This window comes from Caballeronia sp. LZ016 (genome assembly GCF_031450805.1).
In the GTDB taxonomy this organism is placed as follows: domain Bacteria; phylum Pseudomonadota; class Gammaproteobacteria; order Burkholderiales; family Burkholderiaceae; genus Caballeronia.
In genome coordinates this window covers 2,567,438-2,585,818 of the sequence record NZ_JARTVY010000001.1, presented here as the reverse complement: position 1 = coordinate 2,585,818, position 18,381 = coordinate 2,567,438, and the positions used below count along the sequence as shown (strand labels likewise).

Here is an 18,381-nt window from a genome sequence, read left to right as displayed (position 1 = left end):
GCATCCGGATTCCAGGAAAAAACGAGTCGAAAGACGCTATGGATACGCTTCAAAACATGCGCGTCTTCGTGCGCGTGGTCGAGGCCGGCAGCTTCACCGCCGCGGCACACCATCTCAATGCAACCACGGCTTACGCGTCGCGGGCGGTGTCCGATCTCGAAGCGCATCTGCGCACGCGCCTGCTCAACCGCACGACGCGTCGCATCGCGTTGACCGAGGCCGGCGAGCGCTATCTGCAACGCTGCGAGCAGATTCTGGCCTACGTCGATCAGGCCGAAGCCGAAGCCAGCGACGCTCACGCGCGGCCCGCAGGCAAGCTCAAGGTCCATTCGATGACGAGCTTCGGCCAGCATTACGTCGTGCCGATGATCTCGCGCTATCAGGAGCGGCATCCGTCGGTGCAGGTCGATCTGACGCTCGCGCAGCGCGTGCCCGATCTGCTCGACGAAGGCTACGACGTATCGCTCGTGCTGGCGTCCGATCTGGCCGATTCGGGGCTGGTATCCGCGCGGCTCGGGACGGTGTTCAGCATCGCGTGCGCTTCGCCCGCATATATCGAGAAGCACGGCGCGCCGCATGTGCTGTCGGATCTCGTGCGCCACACGTGCCTGCATCTGATGACGCCGGTGTTCCCGCCCGACCGCTGGCTGTTCGACGGCCCGAACGGTCAGGAGACGGTGAGCCTCGGACCGTCGGCGTTTACGGTGAATGTGGCAGAAGCGATGGTCGTCGCCATCCGCGAGGGCATGGGTATCGGCGTGCTGCCGACATCGTCGGCGCTGCCCGGCCTGCGCGCGGGCACCCTGGTGCGCGTGCTGCCGCAATACACGATGCAGGAGCTGAATGTCTACGCGCTGTATCCATCGCGCCAGTATCTCGACGCGAAGATCCGCACGTGGGTGGAGTTCCTGCGCGAGGCGCTGCCCGCGACGCTTCAGGCCGACGAGGAATCTCTCAAAGAGTTCGTGGCGACGTGATTCACGACCGCGCAGCTTCGGTTACGAAATTTCCCGCGGCGCAACACTTGCTTACTCCCGTTTCGGCCGCAGCTTGATACCGTTTGCACTCGTCCTTACCGCTCTCTCGGGAAAACGTCACATGAGCACGCCTCTTCTTATCGCCCTTGCCGCGCTTCTCGTTCTGATCGCCGTGCCCGCGTCGCGCGATCTCTTCAACGCCATGCGCGCGCAGTCGGAGCGTCAGGCAAAGCAGCGCCTCGTGCCGATTCGCATCGATGACGACCGGCGCGATCGTTATCCGCGCTGATATCGCTCATGTGGCGAGCGGTTCGATGAGCCGCGGCTCGTCGTTGACGGTGCGATTGACGTCGCTCGTCACGCGATGCCATACGAAGTGCGACGCCGGCACGCCATCGCTTTCGACGAGCGCGTGAAGATCGTCGGGCGATGCGCCGGCGTCGAGCCATCGCCGGGCAGCCGCCGGTGAAAAGACGAGCGGGCGGCGATCGTGCACGTCGACGAGACCTTCGTCCGCCTTCGATGTCACGATGACGAAGCCCGCGCCCGGCGCGGCCGCATCCTGCTCGCTCACGATGCTGGTCAGCGCAGCGAGAAACATCGGCTCGCCGTCCGCCCGCTGGATGAAATAGGGCTGCTTGAAAGTCTTGCCTGCCGGACTGCCTGCGGCCGGCTCCACGCGCCATTCGAACCAGCCGTCGGCGGGCACGAGAATGCGCGCCTTCCTCCACAAGTCCTTGAAATACGCACTGGTCGACGCCGTTTCAACGCGTGCGTTGATCGTCTGCGGCAGCTTCTTGCGCATGGCCCAGGGCGGGCAATAGCCCCAATGCACGGCGCGGATGGTTTCGTCCGGATAAACGGCGAGTGGATGCGTGCCGGGCGACAGGTTATAGCCGGGGCGGCGGTCGGCGGCATCGACGAGCACGAACGGATTCTTCAGATGCAGGCGCGCTGCGTAATACACCGGCAGTCGGTATTGGCTGATTCGGCCGCACATGAATATCCTCGCTTCGAAGCTTCAGATTTCGACGACTTTATCCCACGCGAACTGCGGATTTTCGAGCCGCCCGCTGCGCCTCTCGATATAACCGCGCGGATTGCACACGACGCGCGTGCCGTTCACCGTGTAATCGAACGCGGTGTGCGTGTGGCCGTGAATCCAGAGCGCGACCGGCGAACGCGCGAGCGCCGGCAGGTGATTGATGAACCCCGCCGATACGATGTCTTCGGCATAGCGCGGCGCGAGACTTTCGCGCATCGGCGCGTGATGCGTGACCACGATCGTCTGTCCCGCGAACGGCTTCGCCAGTTCGCTTTCCAGCCATGCGCGCGACTGAATGTGCAGCGCGAGCGAGTCGTCGGGCGTGAATGCGCGGGGTTCGCCATCGGGCTCGGGCCATGCAAGCTGGATCAGACCGCGATAGTCGAGCATCACTTTCGTGCAGGCGTCCTTCGCTTTTTCGATTTCCTGCTCGCCCGCGCCGAACAGCGCGAAGTCGGTCCAGAGCGTGGTGCCGAGCACGCGCCACGCGCCCCGGCGATCGACCAGCGACGCGTTGTTCAGAAAGTGCACGTTGTCGACGCTTCGGGCGGCGTCGTGCATCGCGGCTTCCATCGCGCCGAACTCGCCGTCGTAATACTCGTGATTGCCGGGGACGTAGACGACCGGCACGCCGTTGTCGAAGTTCTCCGCAGCCCAGCGCAGGCCTTCCGCGTGATTGTGGATATCGCCCGCGAGCACGACGAGATCGGCGTCCGCAAACGGAAAGGCGAGCGGCTCGTCGCATTCGAGATGCAGGTCGGACAGCACTCGGATTTTCATGCGATGTTCTCCTTGCCGGCGTTGGCGTTCCATCGCACGACCTTGCCCGGATTCATCAGGTTGTCGGGATCGAGCGCGGCCTTGATCGTCTGCATCAGGCGGACTTCGACAGGCGATTTGAAGTGCATCGCTTCATCGACCTTCAATTGGCCGAGCCCGTGCTCCGCGCTGATGCTGCCGCGATGCCGGTGCACCTGCTCGTAGACGAGCGCGTTGACCGGCGTCTGAAATTCGATCAAGAACGCCTTCTGATCCACGCCTTCGGGCGCCTGAACGTTGTAATGCAGATTGCCGTCGCCGAGATGGCCGAACGTGACCATGCGCGCGCCGGGCACCGCCTGGGCGATGATCGCATCGGTCTCGTCGATGAAGCGGCCGATGCTCGAGATCGGCACCGCGATGTCATGCTTGATGTTGAGCCCTTCCTGCGCCTGCGCGAGCGGAATGTGCTCGCGCAAATTCCAGAACGCCTGCGATTGCGCGAGACTCTCGGCCACCACCGCGTTCTCGACGATGCCTTCCGAGAGCGCTTCCTCCATGAGGCGTTCGAAGAGCGCGCGGGCGTGGTCGTCGCTTTCGCTGTCGGACAGTTCGAGCAATACGGTCTGCGCGTGCGGCTCGCCGAACGGATAGCGCAGTTGCGGGAAATGCCGCCCGACGAGGCGCATCGAGAAATCGGACATCAGCTCGAAGCCGGTCAGGAGCGGACCGGCGTGACGCTGCGCCATCGACAGAAAATCGAGCGCGGCGTGCGGCGACGCGAGGCCCGCGAGCGCCGTGACTTTTGCGACGGGCGCGGGATGCAGCTTCATCACCGCAGCCGTGATGATGCCGAGCGTGCCTTCCGCGCCGATGAACAGATCGCGCAGGTCGTATCCGGTGTTGTCCTTGCGCAGTCCGCGCAGGCCGTCCCAGATGTCGCCCTGCGGCGTCACGACTTCGAGCCCGAGGCACAGTTCGCGCGTGTTGCCATAACGCAGCACGCCGGTGCCGCCCGCGTTCGTCGACAGGTTGCCGCCGATCGTGCAACTGCCTTCGGCAGCGAGGCTCAATGGGAACAGGCGCCGCGCGCTTTCGGCGTGTGCCTGGATTTCGGCGAGCACGACGCCCGCTTCGACGGTAATGGTGTTGTTGTGCGGATCGATGCCGCGGATGCGGTTCAGCCGCTTCAGGCTCACGACCGCCTGCGCGCCGCTCGCATCGGGCGTCGCGCCGCCGGCGAGACTGGTGTTTCCCCCTTGCGGGACGATCGCGATGCGGTGCTCGCGCGCGAGCTGCACGATGCCCGCGACCTCTTGCGTGTCGGCCGGCAGCAGCACGGCGCACGCCTCGCCACGATAGCGCTTGCGCCAGTCGACGAGATACGGGCCGGTGTCGTTGGCATCGGTCAGAACGTGGGATGCGCCGAGCAGGCGGGTGCAGGCATCGACGAAAGCGGCGGCAGAGGCGGTCACGGGCAAGAGGCAGGGTCTTTAGGAGCGTAGCCGACAGTATCGCGCAGCGCGTCGCCGCGCGTGCCTCGGCCGAATGGCATAGGCACGCGCGGCACGCACCGATCCGTGCTACAAAGCATCACGCCGCCGCTTGCTTTTCGATGCGCGCTTGAACGGTGCGACATAAGCGAGCGCGCAGACGAAGAAGACAAGTGAAAGCAGCGTTTCGAGCCAGGCGAGCCGTGCGGAAAGACCTGCATCGGTCATGCCGCGCACGATGCCTTCGGCGAAGTAGAGCAGCACGAGCATGGCGGCCCACTGCAGTGTGTAGACGTCGCGCCGCGCGATGCCCGGCAGCGCGCAGGCGAGCGGCAGCGCTTTCAGCGCCAGCGCCCAGGCTCCCGGACGCAGCGGGGCGAGCCACAGTTCCCAGGCGAGCGACAATGCGACGAGCGCGCCGAGGCTCGCGATCGCGCCTGCGGCGCATGCACCGCGCGCTGGCGTGTCGGCGTCGGGACGAGCGTTCATCGCGCGGTCAGCCTGCCTGCGCGCCGCGCACGAGATCGCGCGCCGTGCGGGCAAGCCGTGCGCCGAGCGCGATGGCGAGCGCTTTTTCGTCCGCGGTAATGCCCTGGCGGTTCGCATCGTCACCGGTGCGCGCATGGTGCGACGCGCCGTAGGGCGTGCCGCCGCTTTGCGTCGTCGTCAAGCGCGATTCGGTGTACGGAATGCCGACGATCATCATGCCGTGATGAAGCAGCGGCAGCATCATTGAAAGAAGGGTGCTTTCCTGGCCGCCGTGCAGGCTGCCGGTCGAGGTGAAGACGCTCGCGGGCTTCCCGGCGAGCGCGCCCGAGAGCCATTGCGGCGTGGTGCCGTCGAGAAAGTATTTGAGCGATGCCGCCATGTTGCCGAAGCGCGTCGGCGAACCGAGCGCGAGGCCTGCGCATTCTTCGAGATCGCGTAGTTCCGCGTACGGCGGGCCGTCTGCGGGGATGTCGGGCTGGGTTGCCTCGCAGACGGTGGAGACGGGCGGCACCGTGCGCACGCGCGCCTGCATGCCGGACACGCTGTCGACGCCCTGGGCGATGGCGAGCGCCAGTTCGCGCGTCGCGCCGTGGCGGCTGTAGTAGAGCACGAGGATGTCGTTCATAAAGCCTTTTTAGTGAAGGGCTATTATAGGTATTGAGGTGAGTTTCGGTGGAGAGGCAGCAAGCGCGGTTCGGGGTCGGGATCTTGCTCGTCAGTGCGGCGACTCTTTGGCGCAGTGCTGTAGGGCGGGTGAGGACCGGAGCGCCGATTTCGCCGGGAGCCTTTCATGGGAGTGCGGTAAGGCGTTAAAGCGCCAATTACCATCGACAGCTTTGCATGGGGTGGGAGTAAGGCGCTAAAGCGCCAACTTCCACCGACAGCTCTGCATGGGGTGGGAGTAAGGTGCTGAAGCGCCAACTCCTACCGACAGCTTTGCATGGGGTAGGAGTAAGGCGCTGAAGCGCCAACTCCCACCGACAGCTTTGCATGGGGTAGGAGTAAGGCGCTAAAGCGCCAACTCCTACCGACAGGAGAACAAGTTTTGCAGCACCTATCAATCGATTTCGCAGCGGTCAAGCGCCTCGCCGGTTTCGTCGCGCGGCGTATCGGCGAAGATCGCGTCGCACAAGTGGCCGGAAGCCTCACGTTCACGAGCGTGCTGTCGCTCGTGCCGCTCGCCACCGTCGCCTTCGCGCTTTTCACCGCGTTTCCCATCTTCGCCTCGTTCCAGGCGTCGCTGCAGGACTTCCTCGCGGACCATCTAATGCCCGCGACCATCAACAGCCAGATCTTCAAGTACCTCAACGAATTCGCATCCAAAGCGAAAGGGCTCACGACCGTCGGCATGATCATCCTGCTCGTGACGTCCGTCATGACGATGATGACCGTCGAATCCGCGTTCAACGTCATCTGGCGCGTAAAGAAGGCGCGTCCGTTCGCCCAGCGCGTGCTCGTGTACTGGTCGATCATCACGCTCGGACCGATTCTCTTCGGCTGCAGCCTGTCGATCTCCTCCTATGTCTTCGCGCACTCGGTCGCGTTCGCAGGCTCGCACAACCTGATGCCGCCCGTCGTCGAATGGCTGCTCACGGGCGTTTCGCTGCCGCTCACCGTGTTCGGCTTCACGATCATGTACGTCTACATGCCGAACTGCAAAGTCGAATGGCGCGATGCCGTCATCGGCGGGCTGATCGCCGCCGTCGCGTTCGAAATCAGCAAGCGCGGTTTCGGTTTCTACGTGCGCAGCATCCCGACCTACACCGCCGTGTACGGCGCGTTCGCGTCGCTGCCGGTGTTTCTGCTCTGGGTCTATCTGTGCTGGATGATCGCGCTCGTCGGCGCGATGGTGACATCCGCGCTGCCCGCAATCCGCATCGGGCAATATCATCGGCGCGAGTTTCCCGGCAGCGATCTGCTCGACGCGCTCGAAATTCTCGCGCGGCTCGTCGAAGCGCGCGACGAAGGCAAGCCCGGCTACACCGCGCTGCAGTTGTCGAGAATGGTCCGATGCGAAGTCGATACTTCCACGCGCCTCATCGCACGACTCGATGCGCTCGGCTGGATCGGACGGCTGGAGGACGCGCGCATGCCGCGTTACGTGCTGATCGCCAATCCGGGGCAGATCACGCTGACGATGCTGTTTCAGGAATTCGTCGTGGATCGCGAGGAACTCGACTACCAGTTATGTCTCGACGCGACCCGGATCGAACGCGACGCGCTCATGAACGCGCTGGAGAACGAGAAGCTCGGCATCTCGCTCGCCACGCTCATCGCCGCGCGCACGAAGGCGCAGGCCGATGCGCGACTGCGCGAAGCGCCGCCTTCGCCGATGCCCCAGCAACCGGCGTGAGCCGAAAGTGCGCGGCAGGTCACAACGAAATCTTGCCGACGCAGATGTCCTTGAACATCACCCAGTCGCCCATCAGGCTGTAGAGCGGATGGCGAAACGTCGCGGGACGATTCTTTTCGAAGAAGAAATGGCCGATCCACGCGAAGCCGTATCCGCAGACGACCGCGGCCGGCAGCCATAACCAGTCGCCGGTCGCGACCGCCATCGCCAGGCAGCCGACGACCCCGAGCGAGCCGATGAAATGCAGCCTGCGCGAAGCCAGATTGCGATGCTCGTCGAGATAGTACGGGTAGAACTCGGCGAAACTGGCGAAATGCTCGCCGTGTGCGGTGTGCGCCATGACGGCCTCCCGTGCGACATGTCCTGCATGACGCGATGACGTCAGCAACTTTCATTCTGCGGCGGCGCGGGCAGGCGTGCAAGCGGCGCGGTCAGCCAGGTTTCGCGCAGCCGAGGGCGAACGAAAACAGCGCGTCGAGGACCGTATCGGGCTCTTCCGACATCAGCGCATGCCCGCCTTCCAGTTCAACCGTTCGCACCGATGCGCCGGCTTTGCGCAACGCATCAACGAGCGGGCGCGCGGCGCGCGGCGGCGTCATGACATCGCGCTTGCCGCTTATCACACAGACCGGGCAGCGCACGGAAGCGGCGCGATCGAGCGAATCGGTGAAGGCGTTGCACGCGCTGAAATCCGTGTGAAAAAGCTGCGCTTCACCGAGCACGCCGATGCGCTCCATCAACCGCTGATTCATTCCTTGCAGCCAGAAGCCGGGCGCGGGGCTCGAAGGCTTCGCGGCGATCGTCGAATGCGACCACTGGTTCACCATGGCGATGGCTTGGGGCTCTCGCTCGCGGGCGGCATCGAGCAGGGCGTCGGAGACGGTCATCGGCGCGGCGGTGGCGACGAGTGCGAGGCCCGCGGCCCGCTCGGGATAACGCGCGGCGGCGTCCAGCGCGACGAGCGAGCCCATGCTGTGGCCGACGAAAATCGCTTTGGGCGCGCCGGCCGCATCAAGCAGGCCGATCAGCCAGTCGGCCATCGAGCCGATGTCGCGCCGCGCGGGGCCGTCGCTGCGGCCGTGGCCCGGCAGGTCCACCGCCAGCACGCCGAAGCCATGATGCGCGAAATACCGTGTCTGCAGCGCCCATACGCTATGGTCATGCTGCGCGCCGTGAATGAAGACGATGGCGGGGCGCGCCGGGTCGAACGGCTTGCCGCCGGTGTAGGCATAGGCGCGATGGCCGCCGATATCGAGCATCATGCGCGGCTCCCGAGCGGTGCGGGGTTGGAATCGCCGGTCTCGACGGCTTTTTGCGCCGCTTTGAGGCCGCGTTTCAGATCGTCGATGAGATCGTCCGGATCCTCGAGCCCGATCGACAACCGGATCCGTCCCGGCCCGATGCCCGCCGCAGCCAGCGCGGCGGCGTCCATGCGGAAATGTGTCGTGGAAGCGGGATGAATCACGAGCGAGCGCGCATCGCCGACGTTCGCCAGATGCGAAAACAGCGTCAGCGATTCGATGAACCGGCGCGCCGCCGGCACCCCGCCGCGCAGATCGAAGCTGAACACCGCGCCTGCGCCGCGCGGCAACAGACGCCGGGCAAGCGCGTGATCGCGATGCGTCGGCAGTTCGGGATAAGCCACGCCCTCGACCGCCGGCGAGCCGAGCAGGAAGTCGATCACCTTGCGCGTATTCGCGACATGCCGGTCCATGCGCAACGGCAAGGTTTCGATGCCCTGAAGCAGTTGCCACGCAGCCTGCGGATGCAGGCACGCGCCGAAGTCGCGCAGGCCCTCGCGGCGGGCGCGCAAGAGGAACGGCGCGACCGTGCTTTCTTCGGCGAACACCATGCCGTGGAAGCCGTCGTAAGGCTCGGTGAATTCGGGAAAGCGGCCGCTCGCCGCGAAATCGAATGTGCCGCCATCCGCGAGCACGCCGCCGATGGTCGTGCCGTGACCGCCGAGAAACTTCGTCGCGGAGTGATAGACGAGGTCCGCGCCATGCTCGAACGGGCGCAGCAGATAGGGCGTCGCGAAGGTCGAATCGACGAGTAAAGGCGCGGCGTGCGCGTGCGCGATCTCGGCGACGCCCGCGATGTCGAGCACGTCGAGGCCGGGATTGCCGAGCGTCTCGCCGAAGAAGAGCCGGGTGTTCGGCCGCGCCGCCGCGCGCCACGCGTCGAGGTCGTGCGGCGGCACGAAGGTCGTTTCGATGCCGAAGCGCCGCAGCGTGTAGTGCAGCAGGTTGTGCGAGCCGCCGTAGAGCGCGCTCGACGCGACGACATGCGATCCCGCGCCCATCAGCGTCGCGATCGCCAGATGCAGCGCCGCCTGACCGCTCGCGGTCCCGATCGCGCCGACGCCGCCTTCCAGCGCCGCGACGCGCTCCTCGAACACGGCCACCGTCGGGTTCGAAATGCGCGAGTAGACGTGGCCCGAGCGCTCCATGTTGAAGAGCGCGGCGGCGTGGTCGGTGTCGCGGAAAGTGAACGAGGTGGTCTGATAGATCGGCGTCGCCCGGGCGCCGGTGGCGGGGTCGGGCGCTGCGCCCGCATGCAGCGCGAGCGTATCAAAACGGTTGGCTGGCATCGTCGTCGGCCGGAGCGCCTGGCGTCCGGCGGAATGGGGGTCGGTCATCGTAGCATCGGGCTTTGCGCGCGCGAACTAGGGCGAACGCGCGCGCCCGGCTGCAGAGCCTTATCCGAAAGGCCAATGCCGGCTTGCCTTGCTTTCCTTTTGCGGGCCTTTCCGATAGCATCGACCCATGGTTTCACAAACGCTTTGGCATTCGGACAGGCATTTCGCAAGGAGAAAGTGATGCGAGTCAGCGACATTCTGAAGGTGAAGGGCAACGCGCTATTCACCGTTACGCCCGATACGCCGCTCTCCGACGCGATCAACGTCATGGCCGCGCACGACATCGGCTCGCTCGTCGTCATGGAATATGGCGATCTCGTCGGCATGCTGACATTCCGCGAGATCATCCTGACGCTGCGCGACAACGGCGGCGGCGTCGGCACCACGACCATCCGCAAGGTCATGGACGATCATCCGCTTACCTGCACGCCGGAAACGGACGTGAACGAAGTCCGCCGCATGATGCTCGAGCATCACGTTCGCTACTTGCCGGTCATGGAAAACCGCGCGCTCATGGGCGTGATTTCCTTTTATGACGTGGCGCGGGCTGTCGTCGAGGAGCAGGGGTTCGAAAATCGCATGCTGAAGGCGTATATCCGCGACTGGCCGGAAGAGCAGCAGGACGCTCGCTGAAACGCCAGGGCGTCCTTCAAGCGATTTGAGCGATGCCCGAACCGGCAACGTGCAGCGCGCCCGAGCGGCGCGCTTTTTTTCGTCCGCAGCCAGGACACATAAAGACACATTCGACCTTGCGGTCTTTTCTTCGCAATCTCATTTCATGACCATCCGGATTCGATCGCGCTGGCGATCAACGCCGGATCAACCGCATCGACATTCATGAGTGACAATCCACTGCACGCCCCGCAAGACCAGGCGGCGCGCGCTTCCCGCCGGTCGCACGAAGAAGGTGAGGGCCAGTTCGGCCTTCTGCGCGAGCGCCGCTTCGCGCCGTTCTTCTGGACGCAGTTTCTCGGCGCGATGAACGACAACGTCTTGAAGGTCGGCTTCACGTCGCTCGTGACGTTTCAGGCCGCGCGCTTCTCGGGCGTCGACCCGAAGACTGCCGCGTTCCTCATCTCCGCGATCTTCATCGTGCCCTTCGTGCTTTTTTCGGCGACGTCCGGGCAGATCGCCGACAAATACGACAAGGCCGTGCTCGCGCGCTTCGTGAAGAGCTTCGAGATCGTCGTGATGCTGATCGGCGGCGCGGGCTTTCTGCTTCATAGCGCGCCGCTGCTTTATCTCTGCACATTCCTGATGGGCGTGCATTCGACCGTGTTCGGGCCGGTCAAGTACGCGTATCTGCCGCAGCATCTGCATGCGTCGGAACTCGTCGGCGGTAACGGGCTCGTCGAGATGGGGACGTTCGTCGCCATTCTGATCGGCACGATCATCGGCGGCGCGGCGGCGGGCGCGTCCGATCACGGCGCGCTGCTGCTCTCGGTGGCGTGTCTGTCGCTGGCGGTCGTCGGGCGCGTCGCGTCGGCGTTCGTGCCGAAGTCGGCGGCGGCGCAGCCGGACTTGCGCATCAACTGGAATCCGGTCTCGGAGACCTGGCGTAATCTCAGGCTCGCCAGGTCGGATCGCACGGTGTTCCTGAGCCTGCTCGGCATTTCGTGGCTGTGGTTCGTCGGCGCGACGTTTCTTACCTCGTTCTTCAACTTCGCGAAGGACGTGCTGTCGGCGAACCCCGATGTCGTGACCATCCTGCTCGCGACGTTCTCGCTCGGCATCGGCACGGGGTCGCTGTTGTGCGAGCGGCTGTCCAAGCGCCGCGTCGAGATCGGGCTGGTGCCGCTCGGGTCCATCGGCATCAGCGTGTTTGCGATCGACCTGTTCTTCGCGAGCCATCGCATCGCGCCGGCGTCGCACCTGCTCGGCGTCAGGGAATTCCTGCTCGCGATGCCCCACTGGCGCATCCTCGCGGACCTCTTCCTCCTCGCGATGTTCGGCGGCTTCTACAGCGTGCCGCTCTATGCGCTGATCCAGGCGCGCAGTCAGCCGACGCACCGGGCGCGCATCATCGCGGCGAACAACATCCTCAATTCGGCGTTCATGATCGCCTCGGCGCTGCTGGCGCTCGCGCTCACCTCGATGGGCGTCGGCATTCCCGGGCTCTTTCTCGTCACGGCGCTGCTCAATGTCGTGGTCGCCGTGTATATCTATTCGCTGGTGCCGGAGTTCCTGCTGCGCTTCATGGCGTGGATTCTGGTGCACACGTTCTATCGCATCCGGCTCGTCGATGCGGCGCGCATCCCATCGGCAGGCGCGGCGGTGCTGGTCTGCAACCACGTAAGTTTTGTCGATGCCGTCGTCATCATGGCCGAAAGCCCGCGCCCGATCCGCTTCGTGATGGACCATCGCATTTTCCGCACGCCGTTCATCGGCTGGCTGTTCCGGCATGTCAAGGCAATTCCGATCGCGCCCGCGCACGAGGACGCCAACATGCTGGAACGCGCGTATCAGGCGTGTCAGCGTGCGCTGGAGGAGGGGGAACTCGTTTGCATCTTTCCCGAAGGCAAGCTCACGCGCACCGGCGATATCAATCCGTTCCGGCACGGCGTCTCGGAGATTCTTCGACGCCATCCCGCGCCCGTCGTGCCGATGGCCCTTCGCGGACTATGGGGCAGCGTGTTCTCGCGTCACGAGGACGCCCGTTGGCCGCGCCCGGTCAAGCGCGGCGTGATGACCCGGCTGACGCTGGCCGTCGGCGAGCCGATTTCGCCCGCGGAAGCCACGCCGCAGCATCTGCAGGAACGGGTGTCCGAACTGCGCGGAGCGAGGCGATGAAACCGGGGCCGCTGGCATAATAGCGGTCTCCCCGACACTCCTCTCAGGTCGACGCTCATGTCCGGCAATACCCTTGGCACGCTCTTTACCGTCACGAATTTCGGCGAGTCACATGGTCCGGCGATCGGCTGCGTGATCGACGGCTGCCCGCCGGGCATGGCGCTCACCGAGGCCGACATTCAGATCGAACTCGATCGCCGTCGTCCGGGCACGTCGCGGCACGTGACGCAGCGGCAGGAACCGGATCAGGTCGAGATTCTGTCGGGCGTGTTCGAAGGCGTGACGACGGGTACGCCCATCGCGCTCCTGATCAGAAACACCGATCAACGCAGCAAGGACTACGGGAATATCGTCGAGACGTTCCGTCCCGGTCACGCGGATTACACCTACTGGCAGAAGTACGGCGTGCGCGATTATCGCGGCGGCGGACGGTCATCGGCGCGGCTGACTGCGCCCACGGTCGCGGCGGGCGCAGTTGCGAAGAAGTGGCTGCGCGAGAAGTTCGGCATCGAGACGCGCGGTTACATGAGTGCGCTCGGCGAAGTTCCCATTCCGTTCGTCGACTGGCGGCACGTGCCCGAGAATCCTTTCTTCGCGCCCAATGCCGATGTCGTGCCGGAACTCGAAGCGTACATGGACGCCCTGCGCCGCGATGGCGATTCGGTCGGCGCACGCATCGAGGTGGCCGCGAGCGGCGTGCCGGTCGGTCTGGGCGAGCCGCTTTACGATCGTCTCGACGCCGACATCGCCCACGCGATGATGGGCATCAATGCGGTGAAGGGTGTCGAGATCGGCGCGGGCTTCGCGAGCGTCGCGCAACGGGGCTCGCAGCACGGCGACGAGATGACGCCCGAAGGCTTCGCCACCAACAACGCGGGCGGCATCCTCGGCGGTATTTCGAGCGGGCAGGACATCACGGTGTCGCTGGCCATCAAGCCGACATCGAGCATCCGCACGCCGCGCCATTCCATCGACAAGGCGGGCGCGAGCGCGACCGTCGAAACCTTCGGTCGCCACGATCCGTGCGTCGGCATTCGCGCGACGCCTATCGCCGAAGCGCTGCTCGCGCTGGTGCTGATGGATCACGCACTGCGGCATCGCGCGCAATGCGGCGATGTGGTCGTCGGCACGCCCAAGATTGCGGCGCACGCCCCGGGCAAGTAAGCCAGAAAAAGAAAGGGCGCGGGTCTGATCGACCGGCGCCCTTTATCGTTTACATGTTCGGATAGTTCGGCCCGCCGCCGCCTTCAGGCGTCACCCAGACGATGTTCTGAGTCGGGTCCTTGATATCGCAGGTCTTGCAGTGCACGCAGTTCTGCGCGTTGATCTGCAGACGCTCGCCGCCGTCGTCCGCCTTCACGAACTCGTAGACGGCTGCCGGACAGTATCGTGCTTCCGGGCCGGCATACGTGCGCAGATTGACGTTGACGGGCACGCTCGGATCTTTCAGCGTGAGATGCGCGGGCTGATTCTCTTCGTGATTCGTGTTCGAGATGAACACGGACGAGAGACGATCGAACGTGAGCTTGCCGTCCGGCTTCGGATAGAGGATCGGCTTGCATTGTGACGCGGGCCTGAGCATCTCGTGATCTCGATGCTGGTGATGCAGCGTCCACGGCACGTTGCCGCCCATCACTTTCTGCTCCAGGCCGACCATGAAGGTGCCGAGATACAGGCCCTTGCTCATCCACTGCTTGAAGTTGCGCGCGCGATAGAGTTCGGTCTTGAGCCACGAACTGTCGAAGGCTTCCGGGTAAGCGGTGAGCTCGTCGCCCTGACGGCCGGCCTGGACGGCATCGAACGCAGCTTCGGCGGCCATCTTGCCGGACTTGATCGCGCCATGACTGCCCTTGATGCGCGATGCATTCAGGAAACCGGCGTCGTCGCCCGCAAGCGCGCCACCCGGAAACACGAGCTTCGGCAGCGACATCAGCCCGCCCGCGGTGATCGCGCGCGCGCCGTAGGAGATGCGCTTGCCGCCTTCGAGGAACGCGCGGATCGACGGATGCGTCTTGTATCGCTGGAACTCTTCGAACGGCGAAAGATACGGATTCGAATAGCCCAGCCCCACGACGAAGCCGACCACCACCTGGTTGTTGTCCATGTGGTAGAGAAACGAGCCGCCGTACGTGTCGGGATCGAGCGGCCAGCCGGCCGTGTGGATCACGAGCCCCGGCTTGTGCTTGACCGGGTCGATCTCCCAGAGCTCCTTGATGCCGATGCCGTACACCTGCGGATCGGCGTTCTGATTCAGCCTGAACTTCTCCATCAGCTGACGGCCGAGATGCCCGCGCGCGCCCTCGCAGAAGATCGTGTATTTCGCGTGCAGCTCCATGCCGAGCTGGAAGTTTTCGGTCGGCTCGCCGTCCTTGCCGACGCCCATGTTTCCGGTGATGACGCCTTTCACCGCGCCGTCGTCGCCATACAGCACTTCGGCTGCCGGGAAGCCGGGGAAAATCTCGACGCCGAGCGCTTCCGCCTGTTGTCCCAGCCAGCGCGTGACGTTGCCGAGGCTGACGACGTAATTGCCGTGATTCTTGAAGTTGTCGGGAAGCAGCCAGTTGGGCACCTGCTTCGCGCCGGTCGGCGACAGGAACAGGAAGCGGTCTTCGGTCACTTCGACGTCGAGCGGCGCGCCTTTTTCCTTCCAGTCGGGAATCAGTTCCGACAGGCCGCGCGGGTCCACGACGGCGCCCGACAGAATGTGCGCGCCGATCTCCGAGCCTTTTTCCAGCACGCAGACGCCGATCTCGACGCCGCGCTCCTCGGCCAGTTGCTTCAGGCGAATGGCAGCCGACAAACCGGCTGGCCCGCCGCCGACGATCACGACGTCGTATTCCATCGATTCGCGGGGACCGTACTGCTCGATAAGGCTCGCCGGGGTCATCAATGCTCCTCTCTACCGTTAGAATGGCCTCTCAAGATCGCGTATTGTCAGCGAACGTCAGGCGGGCTGCAACCGAAGGTCACTCATTTGGCACGATCGTACTATTTTGCGTGATGCCGTGGTATTGGTATCTGCGCGAAGTGCCGCGGCGTCGCAAATCGGGCTGACGGCGCAATCGCCGAGGCTGAACCAACCGTACAACAAGGAAGGACAATGGGCCGTTCGATCAACCTGGAAGGCAAGGTCGCGCTGATCACCGGCGCGTCCAGTGGACTCGGAAAGCGTTTCGCACAGGTGTTGTCGCAGGCGGGAGCGAAAGTCGTGCTCGCCAGCCGCCGCACGGAGCGCCTCAAGGAACTGCGCGCGGAAATCGAGGCGTCGGGCGGCGCGGCGCATGTCGTCGCGCTCGATGTCACCGATTACCAGAGCGTGAAGTCGGCGGTTGCGCACGCCGAGACGGAAGCCGGTACCATCGACATTCTCGTCAATAACTCGGGCGTCTCGACCACGCAAAAGCTGACGGAGGCCACGCCCGCCGACTTCGAATTCGTATTCGGCACCAACGTGCGCGGCGCGTTTTTCGTCGCGCAGGAAGTGGCCAAGCGCATGATCATGCGCGGCAACGGCGCCGCCAAGCCGGCTTACCGGATCATCAATGTCGCGTCGGTGGCGGGCCTGCGCGCGTTTCCGCAGATCGGCCTCTATTCCATGAGCAAGGCCGCCGTCGTGCAGATGACCAAGGCGATGGCGCTCGAATGGGGCCGCCACGGCATCAACGTGAACGCGATCTGCCCGGGTTATATCGATACCGAGATCAACCATCATCACTGGAAAACCGAACAGGGGCAGCGCCTCGTTTCGATGCTGCCGCGCCGCCGCGTCGGCTCGCCCGAGGACCTCGACGGGCTGCTGCTGCTGCTCGCGGCGGACGAATCGCAGTTCATGAACGGCTCCGTGATATCGGCGGACGACGGATTCTCGCTCTGACGCGCCGGGTGCACGGCTTCTTATTCTCCGGTGCCGCGGCGCGACGCCCCTCCTGACACTGGAAACATCAACTGATGAGCAACACGAACAACGACAGCGACTTTCACACCGTTTTCGAATTGTCCATGCCGATCCGCTGGGGCGACATGGACGCCTTCGGCCACGTCAACAACACCGTCTATTTCCGCTACATGGAGCAGGTGCGGATTTCGTGGTTCGAGCAAATCGGCATCGCGGGTGGCAACGGGGAGGGGCAGGGACCGGTCGTCGTCAATGCGTCGATGGAATTTCTGAAGCAACTGCATTATCCCGGCGACGTCATCGCGCGTATGTCGGCCGGCAAGCCAGGCCGCAGCAGCTTCGAGACGCACTTCGAGCTGTATCGCGCGGACGCGCCCGGCGTGCTTTACGCGCGGGGCGCGGCGAAGATCGTTTGGATCGACTATGCGGCGGCCAAGTCCGTGCCGATTCCCGACCTGTTGCGTCGGATCATCGAGACGGGCGCGTCCGTCGCCCAGTAAGCTTCAGTTGCCGAGCAGCCGCTGCAGCAGTTCCGTCGCGTTGCCCGTGTCGTATTTGCGCATGAGCCGCGCGCGGTAGATATCGACCGTGCGCGGGCTGATATCGAGCACGCGGCCAATTTGCTTGCTCGTCTTGCCCGTCACCAGCTGCGCGGCGATTTCCCGCTCGCGCGGCGTCAGTTCGATCGCGACGCGCCGTGTCGCGCTCAGGTCCTCGAAAGTCCACACGCCGGCCGCATGGGGCGCGGCGCGGTCCAGCGCGCGGCCGGTCACGTGGCACCAGAACAGTTCCCCGTTCGAACGCTTCATGATGCGATCGTCGCCATACGTGCCGCGATCCACGATATGCGCGGCGATGCGTTCGCCGATGCGCGCGAATTCGTCGGGCGTCGGATACAGCACCTCGAACGACTTGCCGATGAGCGCTTCCCGTGCGGATCCGAAGATCGCGCAGACTTGCTCGTTGCAGTCCTCGATGATGCGCTCCCGCGATAGCACGAGGCCGACGGGCGCGAGATGAAACGCGGTTTGATAATCCAGTGCACGCATGTGGAATCGGGCGCCCGGCGGATCGAGGAACCAACGCGCGCGGGCAAAGACTTATGTATTTTTGCGTATTGTGCCGGATCGACCGCACAGCGTACTCTTTTCGCCAATCAAAGCGCCGCCGGGCAGGCATCGGACGGCGACGAAAACCGGTTTTCAGTCGGGTTCACACATGGAAGGGACGAACAGATGAACAAGGTCTATCCCAGCGCGAAAGAGGCGCTCGATGGCATCGTCAAGGACGGGCAGACATTCGCCGTCGGCGGATTCGGGCTGTGCGGCATTCCCGAAGCGCTCATCGCGGCGCTGCGCGATTCGGGCGTGAAGGACATCACCTGCATCAGCAATAACGCGGGCGTCGATGGCTTCGGGCTCGGCCTGCTGCTGGAAACGCGCCAGATCAGGAAGATGATTTCGTCCTACGTGGGCGAGAACAAGGAGTTCGAGCGGCAATACCTCGCCGGCGAACTGGAGCTCGAATTCACGCCGCAAGGCACGCTCGCCGAGAAGCTGCGCGCGGGCGGCGCGGGCATCCCGGCGTTCTTCACCAACACGGGCTACGGCACGGTCATCGCGGAAGGCAAGGAAACGCGTCAGTTCGGCGAGAATCACTACGTGCTCGAACATTCGCTGACGGCGGACGTCGGTCTCGTGAAGGCGTGGAAGGCCGACAAGTCCGGCAATCTGATCTATCGCCGCACGGCGCGCAACTTCAACCCGATGTGCGCGATGGCCGGCAAGATCACCGTCGCGGAAGTCGAGGAGATCGTGGAAGTCGGCGAGCTCGACCCGGACGCGATCCACACGCCGGGCATCTTCGTGCAACGGCTCGTCCTGAACGCGCATCCGGAAAAGCGCATCGAACAACGCATCGTCCGCGCGAAAGGAGAATGACC

19 protein-coding genes are annotated in these 18,381 nt (G+C 64.5%); 9 read left to right on the top strand and 10 right to left on the bottom strand.

What is annotated here, in order from left to right; translation table 11 throughout:
• Positions 1-38: 38 nt before the first annotated feature.
• The gene (locus P9220_RS12305) at positions 39-977 is read left to right on the top strand and encodes a LysR family transcriptional regulator (RefSeq protein ID WP_309765101.1); all 939 of its coding nucleotides are present in this window, start codon (positions 39-41) and stop codon (positions 975-977) included.
• 121 nt (positions 978-1,098) lie between these two features.
• Positions 1,099-1,266 carry a hypothetical protein gene (locus P9220_RS12300; protein WP_309765100.1) on the top strand — a complete coding sequence of 56 codons (168 nt, stop codon included), beginning with the start codon at positions 1,099-1,101 and terminating at the stop codon, positions 1,264-1,266.
• A 6-nt stretch (positions 1,267-1,272) separates the two neighbouring features.
• Here P9220_RS12300 and P9220_RS12295 read toward each other — a convergent pair whose 3' ends face one another.
• From P9220_RS12295 to wrbA, 5 genes are all read right to left on the bottom strand, one after another.
• Positions 1,273-1,977 carry an SOS response-associated peptidase gene (locus tag P9220_RS12295; protein ID WP_309765099.1) on the bottom strand — a complete coding sequence of 235 codons (705 nt, stop codon included), beginning with the start codon at positions 1,975-1,977 and terminating at the stop codon, positions 1,273-1,275.
• A 21-nt stretch (positions 1,978-1,998) separates the two neighbouring features.
• Positions 1,999-2,802, bottom strand: a complete 804-nt coding sequence (locus P9220_RS12290; RefSeq protein WP_309765098.1) for a metallophosphoesterase — start codon at positions 2,800-2,802, stop codon at positions 1,999-2,001.
• Entirely contained in the window at positions 2,799-4,256 is a 1,458-nt protein-coding gene (locus tag P9220_RS12285) for an FAD-binding oxidoreductase (protein ID WP_309765097.1), read from the bottom strand. Before P9220_RS12285 ends, P9220_RS12290 begins: the two co-directional genes overlap by 4 nt.
• 108 nt (positions 4,257-4,364) lie before the next feature.
• Positions 4,365-4,763, bottom strand: a complete 399-nt coding sequence (locus P9220_RS12280; RefSeq protein WP_309765096.1) for a DUF2069 domain-containing protein — start codon at positions 4,761-4,763, stop codon at positions 4,365-4,367.
• 7 nt (positions 4,764-4,770) lie between these two features.
• On the bottom strand, positions 4,771-5,388 hold the full coding sequence (gene wrbA / locus P9220_RS12275) for an NAD(P)H:quinone oxidoreductase (protein ID WP_309765095.1): 618 nt from the start codon (positions 5,386-5,388) through the stop codon (positions 4,771-4,773).
• Between the two features lie 420 nt (positions 5,389-5,808).
• On the opposite strand from wrbA, the gene P9220_RS12270 reads away from it, so the two are divergent.
• Positions 5,809-7,116: a YihY family inner membrane protein gene (locus P9220_RS12270; RefSeq protein WP_309765094.1), complete on the top strand. Its 1,308-nt coding sequence runs from the start codon at positions 5,809-5,811 to the stop codon at positions 7,114-7,116.
• 19 nt (positions 7,117-7,135) lie between these two features.
• Here P9220_RS12270 and P9220_RS12265 read toward each other — a convergent pair whose 3' ends face one another.
• From P9220_RS12265 to P9220_RS12255, 3 genes are all read right to left on the bottom strand, one after another.
• The gene (locus tag P9220_RS12265) at positions 7,136-7,456 is read right to left on the bottom strand and encodes an Mpo1-like protein (RefSeq protein ID WP_309765093.1); all 321 of its coding nucleotides are present in this window, start codon (positions 7,454-7,456) and stop codon (positions 7,136-7,138) included.
• 91 nt (positions 7,457-7,547) lie between these two features.
• The gene (locus P9220_RS12260; RefSeq protein ID WP_309765092.1) at positions 7,548-8,378 is read right to left on the bottom strand and encodes an alpha/beta hydrolase; all 831 of its coding nucleotides are present in this window, start codon (positions 8,376-8,378) and stop codon (positions 7,548-7,550) included.
• Complete coding sequence (locus P9220_RS12255) at positions 8,375-9,706, bottom strand: O-acetylhomoserine aminocarboxypropyltransferase (protein WP_309765482.1); 1,332 nt, start codon at positions 9,704-9,706, stop codon at positions 8,375-8,377. The genes P9220_RS12260 and P9220_RS12255 overlap by 4 nt, the downstream gene beginning before the upstream one ends.
• Positions 9,707-9,934: 228 nt before the next feature.
• Between P9220_RS12255 and P9220_RS12250 the strand changes: the two genes are divergently transcribed.
• The 3 genes from P9220_RS12250 (at position 9,935) to aroC (ending at position 13,708) form a co-directional block, all read left to right on the top strand.
• Positions 9,935-10,387 carry a CBS domain-containing protein gene (locus tag P9220_RS12250; protein WP_040049333.1) on the top strand — a complete coding sequence of 151 codons (453 nt, stop codon included), beginning with the start codon at positions 9,935-9,937 and terminating at the stop codon, positions 10,385-10,387.
• Positions 10,388-10,591: 204 nt separating this feature from the next.
• Entirely contained in the window at positions 10,592-12,544 is a 1,953-nt protein-coding gene (locus P9220_RS12245) for an MFS transporter (RefSeq protein ID WP_309765091.1), read from the top strand.
• A 57-nt stretch (positions 12,545-12,601) separates the two neighbouring features.
• Positions 12,602-13,708 carry a chorismate synthase gene (gene aroC, locus P9220_RS12240; RefSeq protein ID WP_309765090.1) on the top strand — a complete coding sequence of 369 codons (1,107 nt, stop codon included), beginning with the start codon at positions 12,602-12,604 and terminating at the stop codon, positions 13,706-13,708.
• 49 nt (positions 13,709-13,757) lie between these two features.
• On the opposite strand, the gene P9220_RS12235 is transcribed toward aroC, so the two are convergent.
• Entirely contained in the window at positions 13,758-15,431 is a 1,674-nt protein-coding gene (locus P9220_RS12235) for an electron transfer flavoprotein-ubiquinone oxidoreductase (RefSeq protein WP_309765089.1), read from the bottom strand.
• Between the two features lie 213 nt (positions 15,432-15,644).
• Here P9220_RS12235 and P9220_RS12230 point away from each other — a divergent pair, with 213 nt between their 5' ends.
• Together P9220_RS12230 and P9220_RS12225 are read left to right on the top strand one after the other, a co-directional pair.
• Entirely contained in the window at positions 15,645-16,418 is a 774-nt protein-coding gene (locus P9220_RS12230; RefSeq protein WP_309765088.1) for an SDR family oxidoreductase, read from the top strand.
• 74 nt (positions 16,419-16,492) lie between these two features.
• Positions 16,493-16,939, top strand: a complete 447-nt coding sequence (locus tag P9220_RS12225; protein WP_309765087.1) for an acyl-CoA thioesterase — start codon at positions 16,493-16,495, stop codon at positions 16,937-16,939.
• Between the two features lie 3 nt (positions 16,940-16,942).
• Here the strand turns inward: P9220_RS12225 and P9220_RS12220 are convergent, their stop codons facing one another.
• A complete protein-coding gene (locus P9220_RS12220; RefSeq protein WP_309765086.1) occupies positions 16,943-17,488 on the bottom strand; it encodes a LuxR C-terminal-related transcriptional regulator in 546 nt (181 codons plus the stop codon).
• 186 nt (positions 17,489-17,674) lie between these two features.
• Here P9220_RS12220 and P9220_RS12215 point away from each other — a divergent pair, with 186 nt between their 5' ends.
• Positions 17,675-18,379 carry a CoA transferase subunit A gene (locus tag P9220_RS12215; RefSeq protein WP_309765085.1) on the top strand — a complete coding sequence of 235 codons (705 nt, stop codon included), beginning with the start codon at positions 17,675-17,677 and terminating at the stop codon, positions 18,377-18,379.
• The last annotated feature ends 2 nt before the right edge of the window (positions 18,380-18,381 follow it).

What these genes read in the sequence shown, in the direction of transcription:
- P9220_RS12220 (WP_309765086.1), bottom strand. Translation starts at nt 17,488, where the DNA reads ATGCGTGCACTGGATTATCAAACCGCGTTTCATCTCGCGCCCGTCGGC.
- P9220_RS12300 (WP_309765100.1), top strand. Translation starts at nt 1,099, where the DNA reads ATGAGCACGCCTCTTCTTATCGCCCTTGCCGCGCTTCTCGTTCTGATC.
- P9220_RS12215 (WP_309765085.1), top strand. Translation starts at nt 17,675, where the DNA reads ATGAACAAGGTCTATCCCAGCGCGAAAGAGGCGCTCGATGGCATCGTC.
- P9220_RS12250 (WP_040049333.1), top strand. Translation starts at nt 9,935, where the DNA reads ATGCGAGTCAGCGACATTCTGAAGGTGAAGGGCAACGCGCTATTCACC.
- P9220_RS12260 (WP_309765092.1), bottom strand. Translation starts at nt 8,378, where the DNA reads ATGATGCTCGATATCGGCGGCCATCGCGCCTATGCCTACACCGGCGGC.
- P9220_RS12230 (WP_309765088.1), top strand. Translation starts at nt 15,645, where the DNA reads ATGGGCCGTTCGATCAACCTGGAAGGCAAGGTCGCGCTGATCACCGGC.
- P9220_RS12245 (WP_309765091.1), top strand. Translation starts at nt 10,592, where the DNA reads ATGAGTGACAATCCACTGCACGCCCCGCAAGACCAGGCGGCGCGCGCT.
- P9220_RS12290 (WP_309765098.1), bottom strand. Translation starts at nt 2,802, where the DNA reads ATGAAAATCCGAGTGCTGTCCGACCTGCATCTCGAATGCGACGAGCCG.
- P9220_RS12225 (WP_309765087.1), top strand. Translation starts at nt 16,493, where the DNA reads ATGAGCAACACGAACAACGACAGCGACTTTCACACCGTTTTCGAATTG.
- P9220_RS12295 (WP_309765099.1), bottom strand. Translation starts at nt 1,977, where the DNA reads ATGTGCGGCCGAATCAGCCAATACCGACTGCCGGTGTATTACGCAGCG.
- P9220_RS12280 (WP_309765096.1), bottom strand. Translation starts at nt 4,763, where the DNA reads ATGAACGCTCGTCCCGACGCCGACACGCCAGCGCGCGGTGCATGCGCC.
- aroC (WP_309765090.1), top strand. Translation starts at nt 12,602, where the DNA reads ATGTCCGGCAATACCCTTGGCACGCTCTTTACCGTCACGAATTTCGGC.
- P9220_RS12235 (WP_309765089.1), bottom strand. Translation starts at nt 15,431, where the DNA reads ATGACCCCGGCGAGCCTTATCGAGCAGTACGGTCCCCGCGAATCGATG.
- P9220_RS12305 (WP_309765101.1), top strand. Translation starts at nt 39, where the DNA reads ATGGATACGCTTCAAAACATGCGCGTCTTCGTGCGCGTGGTCGAGGCC.
- wrbA (WP_309765095.1), bottom strand. Translation starts at nt 5,388, where the DNA reads ATGAACGACATCCTCGTGCTCTACTACAGCCGCCACGGCGCGACGCGC.
- P9220_RS12255 (WP_309765482.1), bottom strand. Translation starts at nt 9,706, where the DNA reads ATGCCAGCCAACCGTTTTGATACGCTCGCGCTGCATGCGGGCGCAGCG.
- P9220_RS12265 (WP_309765093.1), bottom strand. Translation starts at nt 7,456, where the DNA reads ATGGCGCACACCGCACACGGCGAGCATTTCGCCAGTTTCGCCGAGTTC.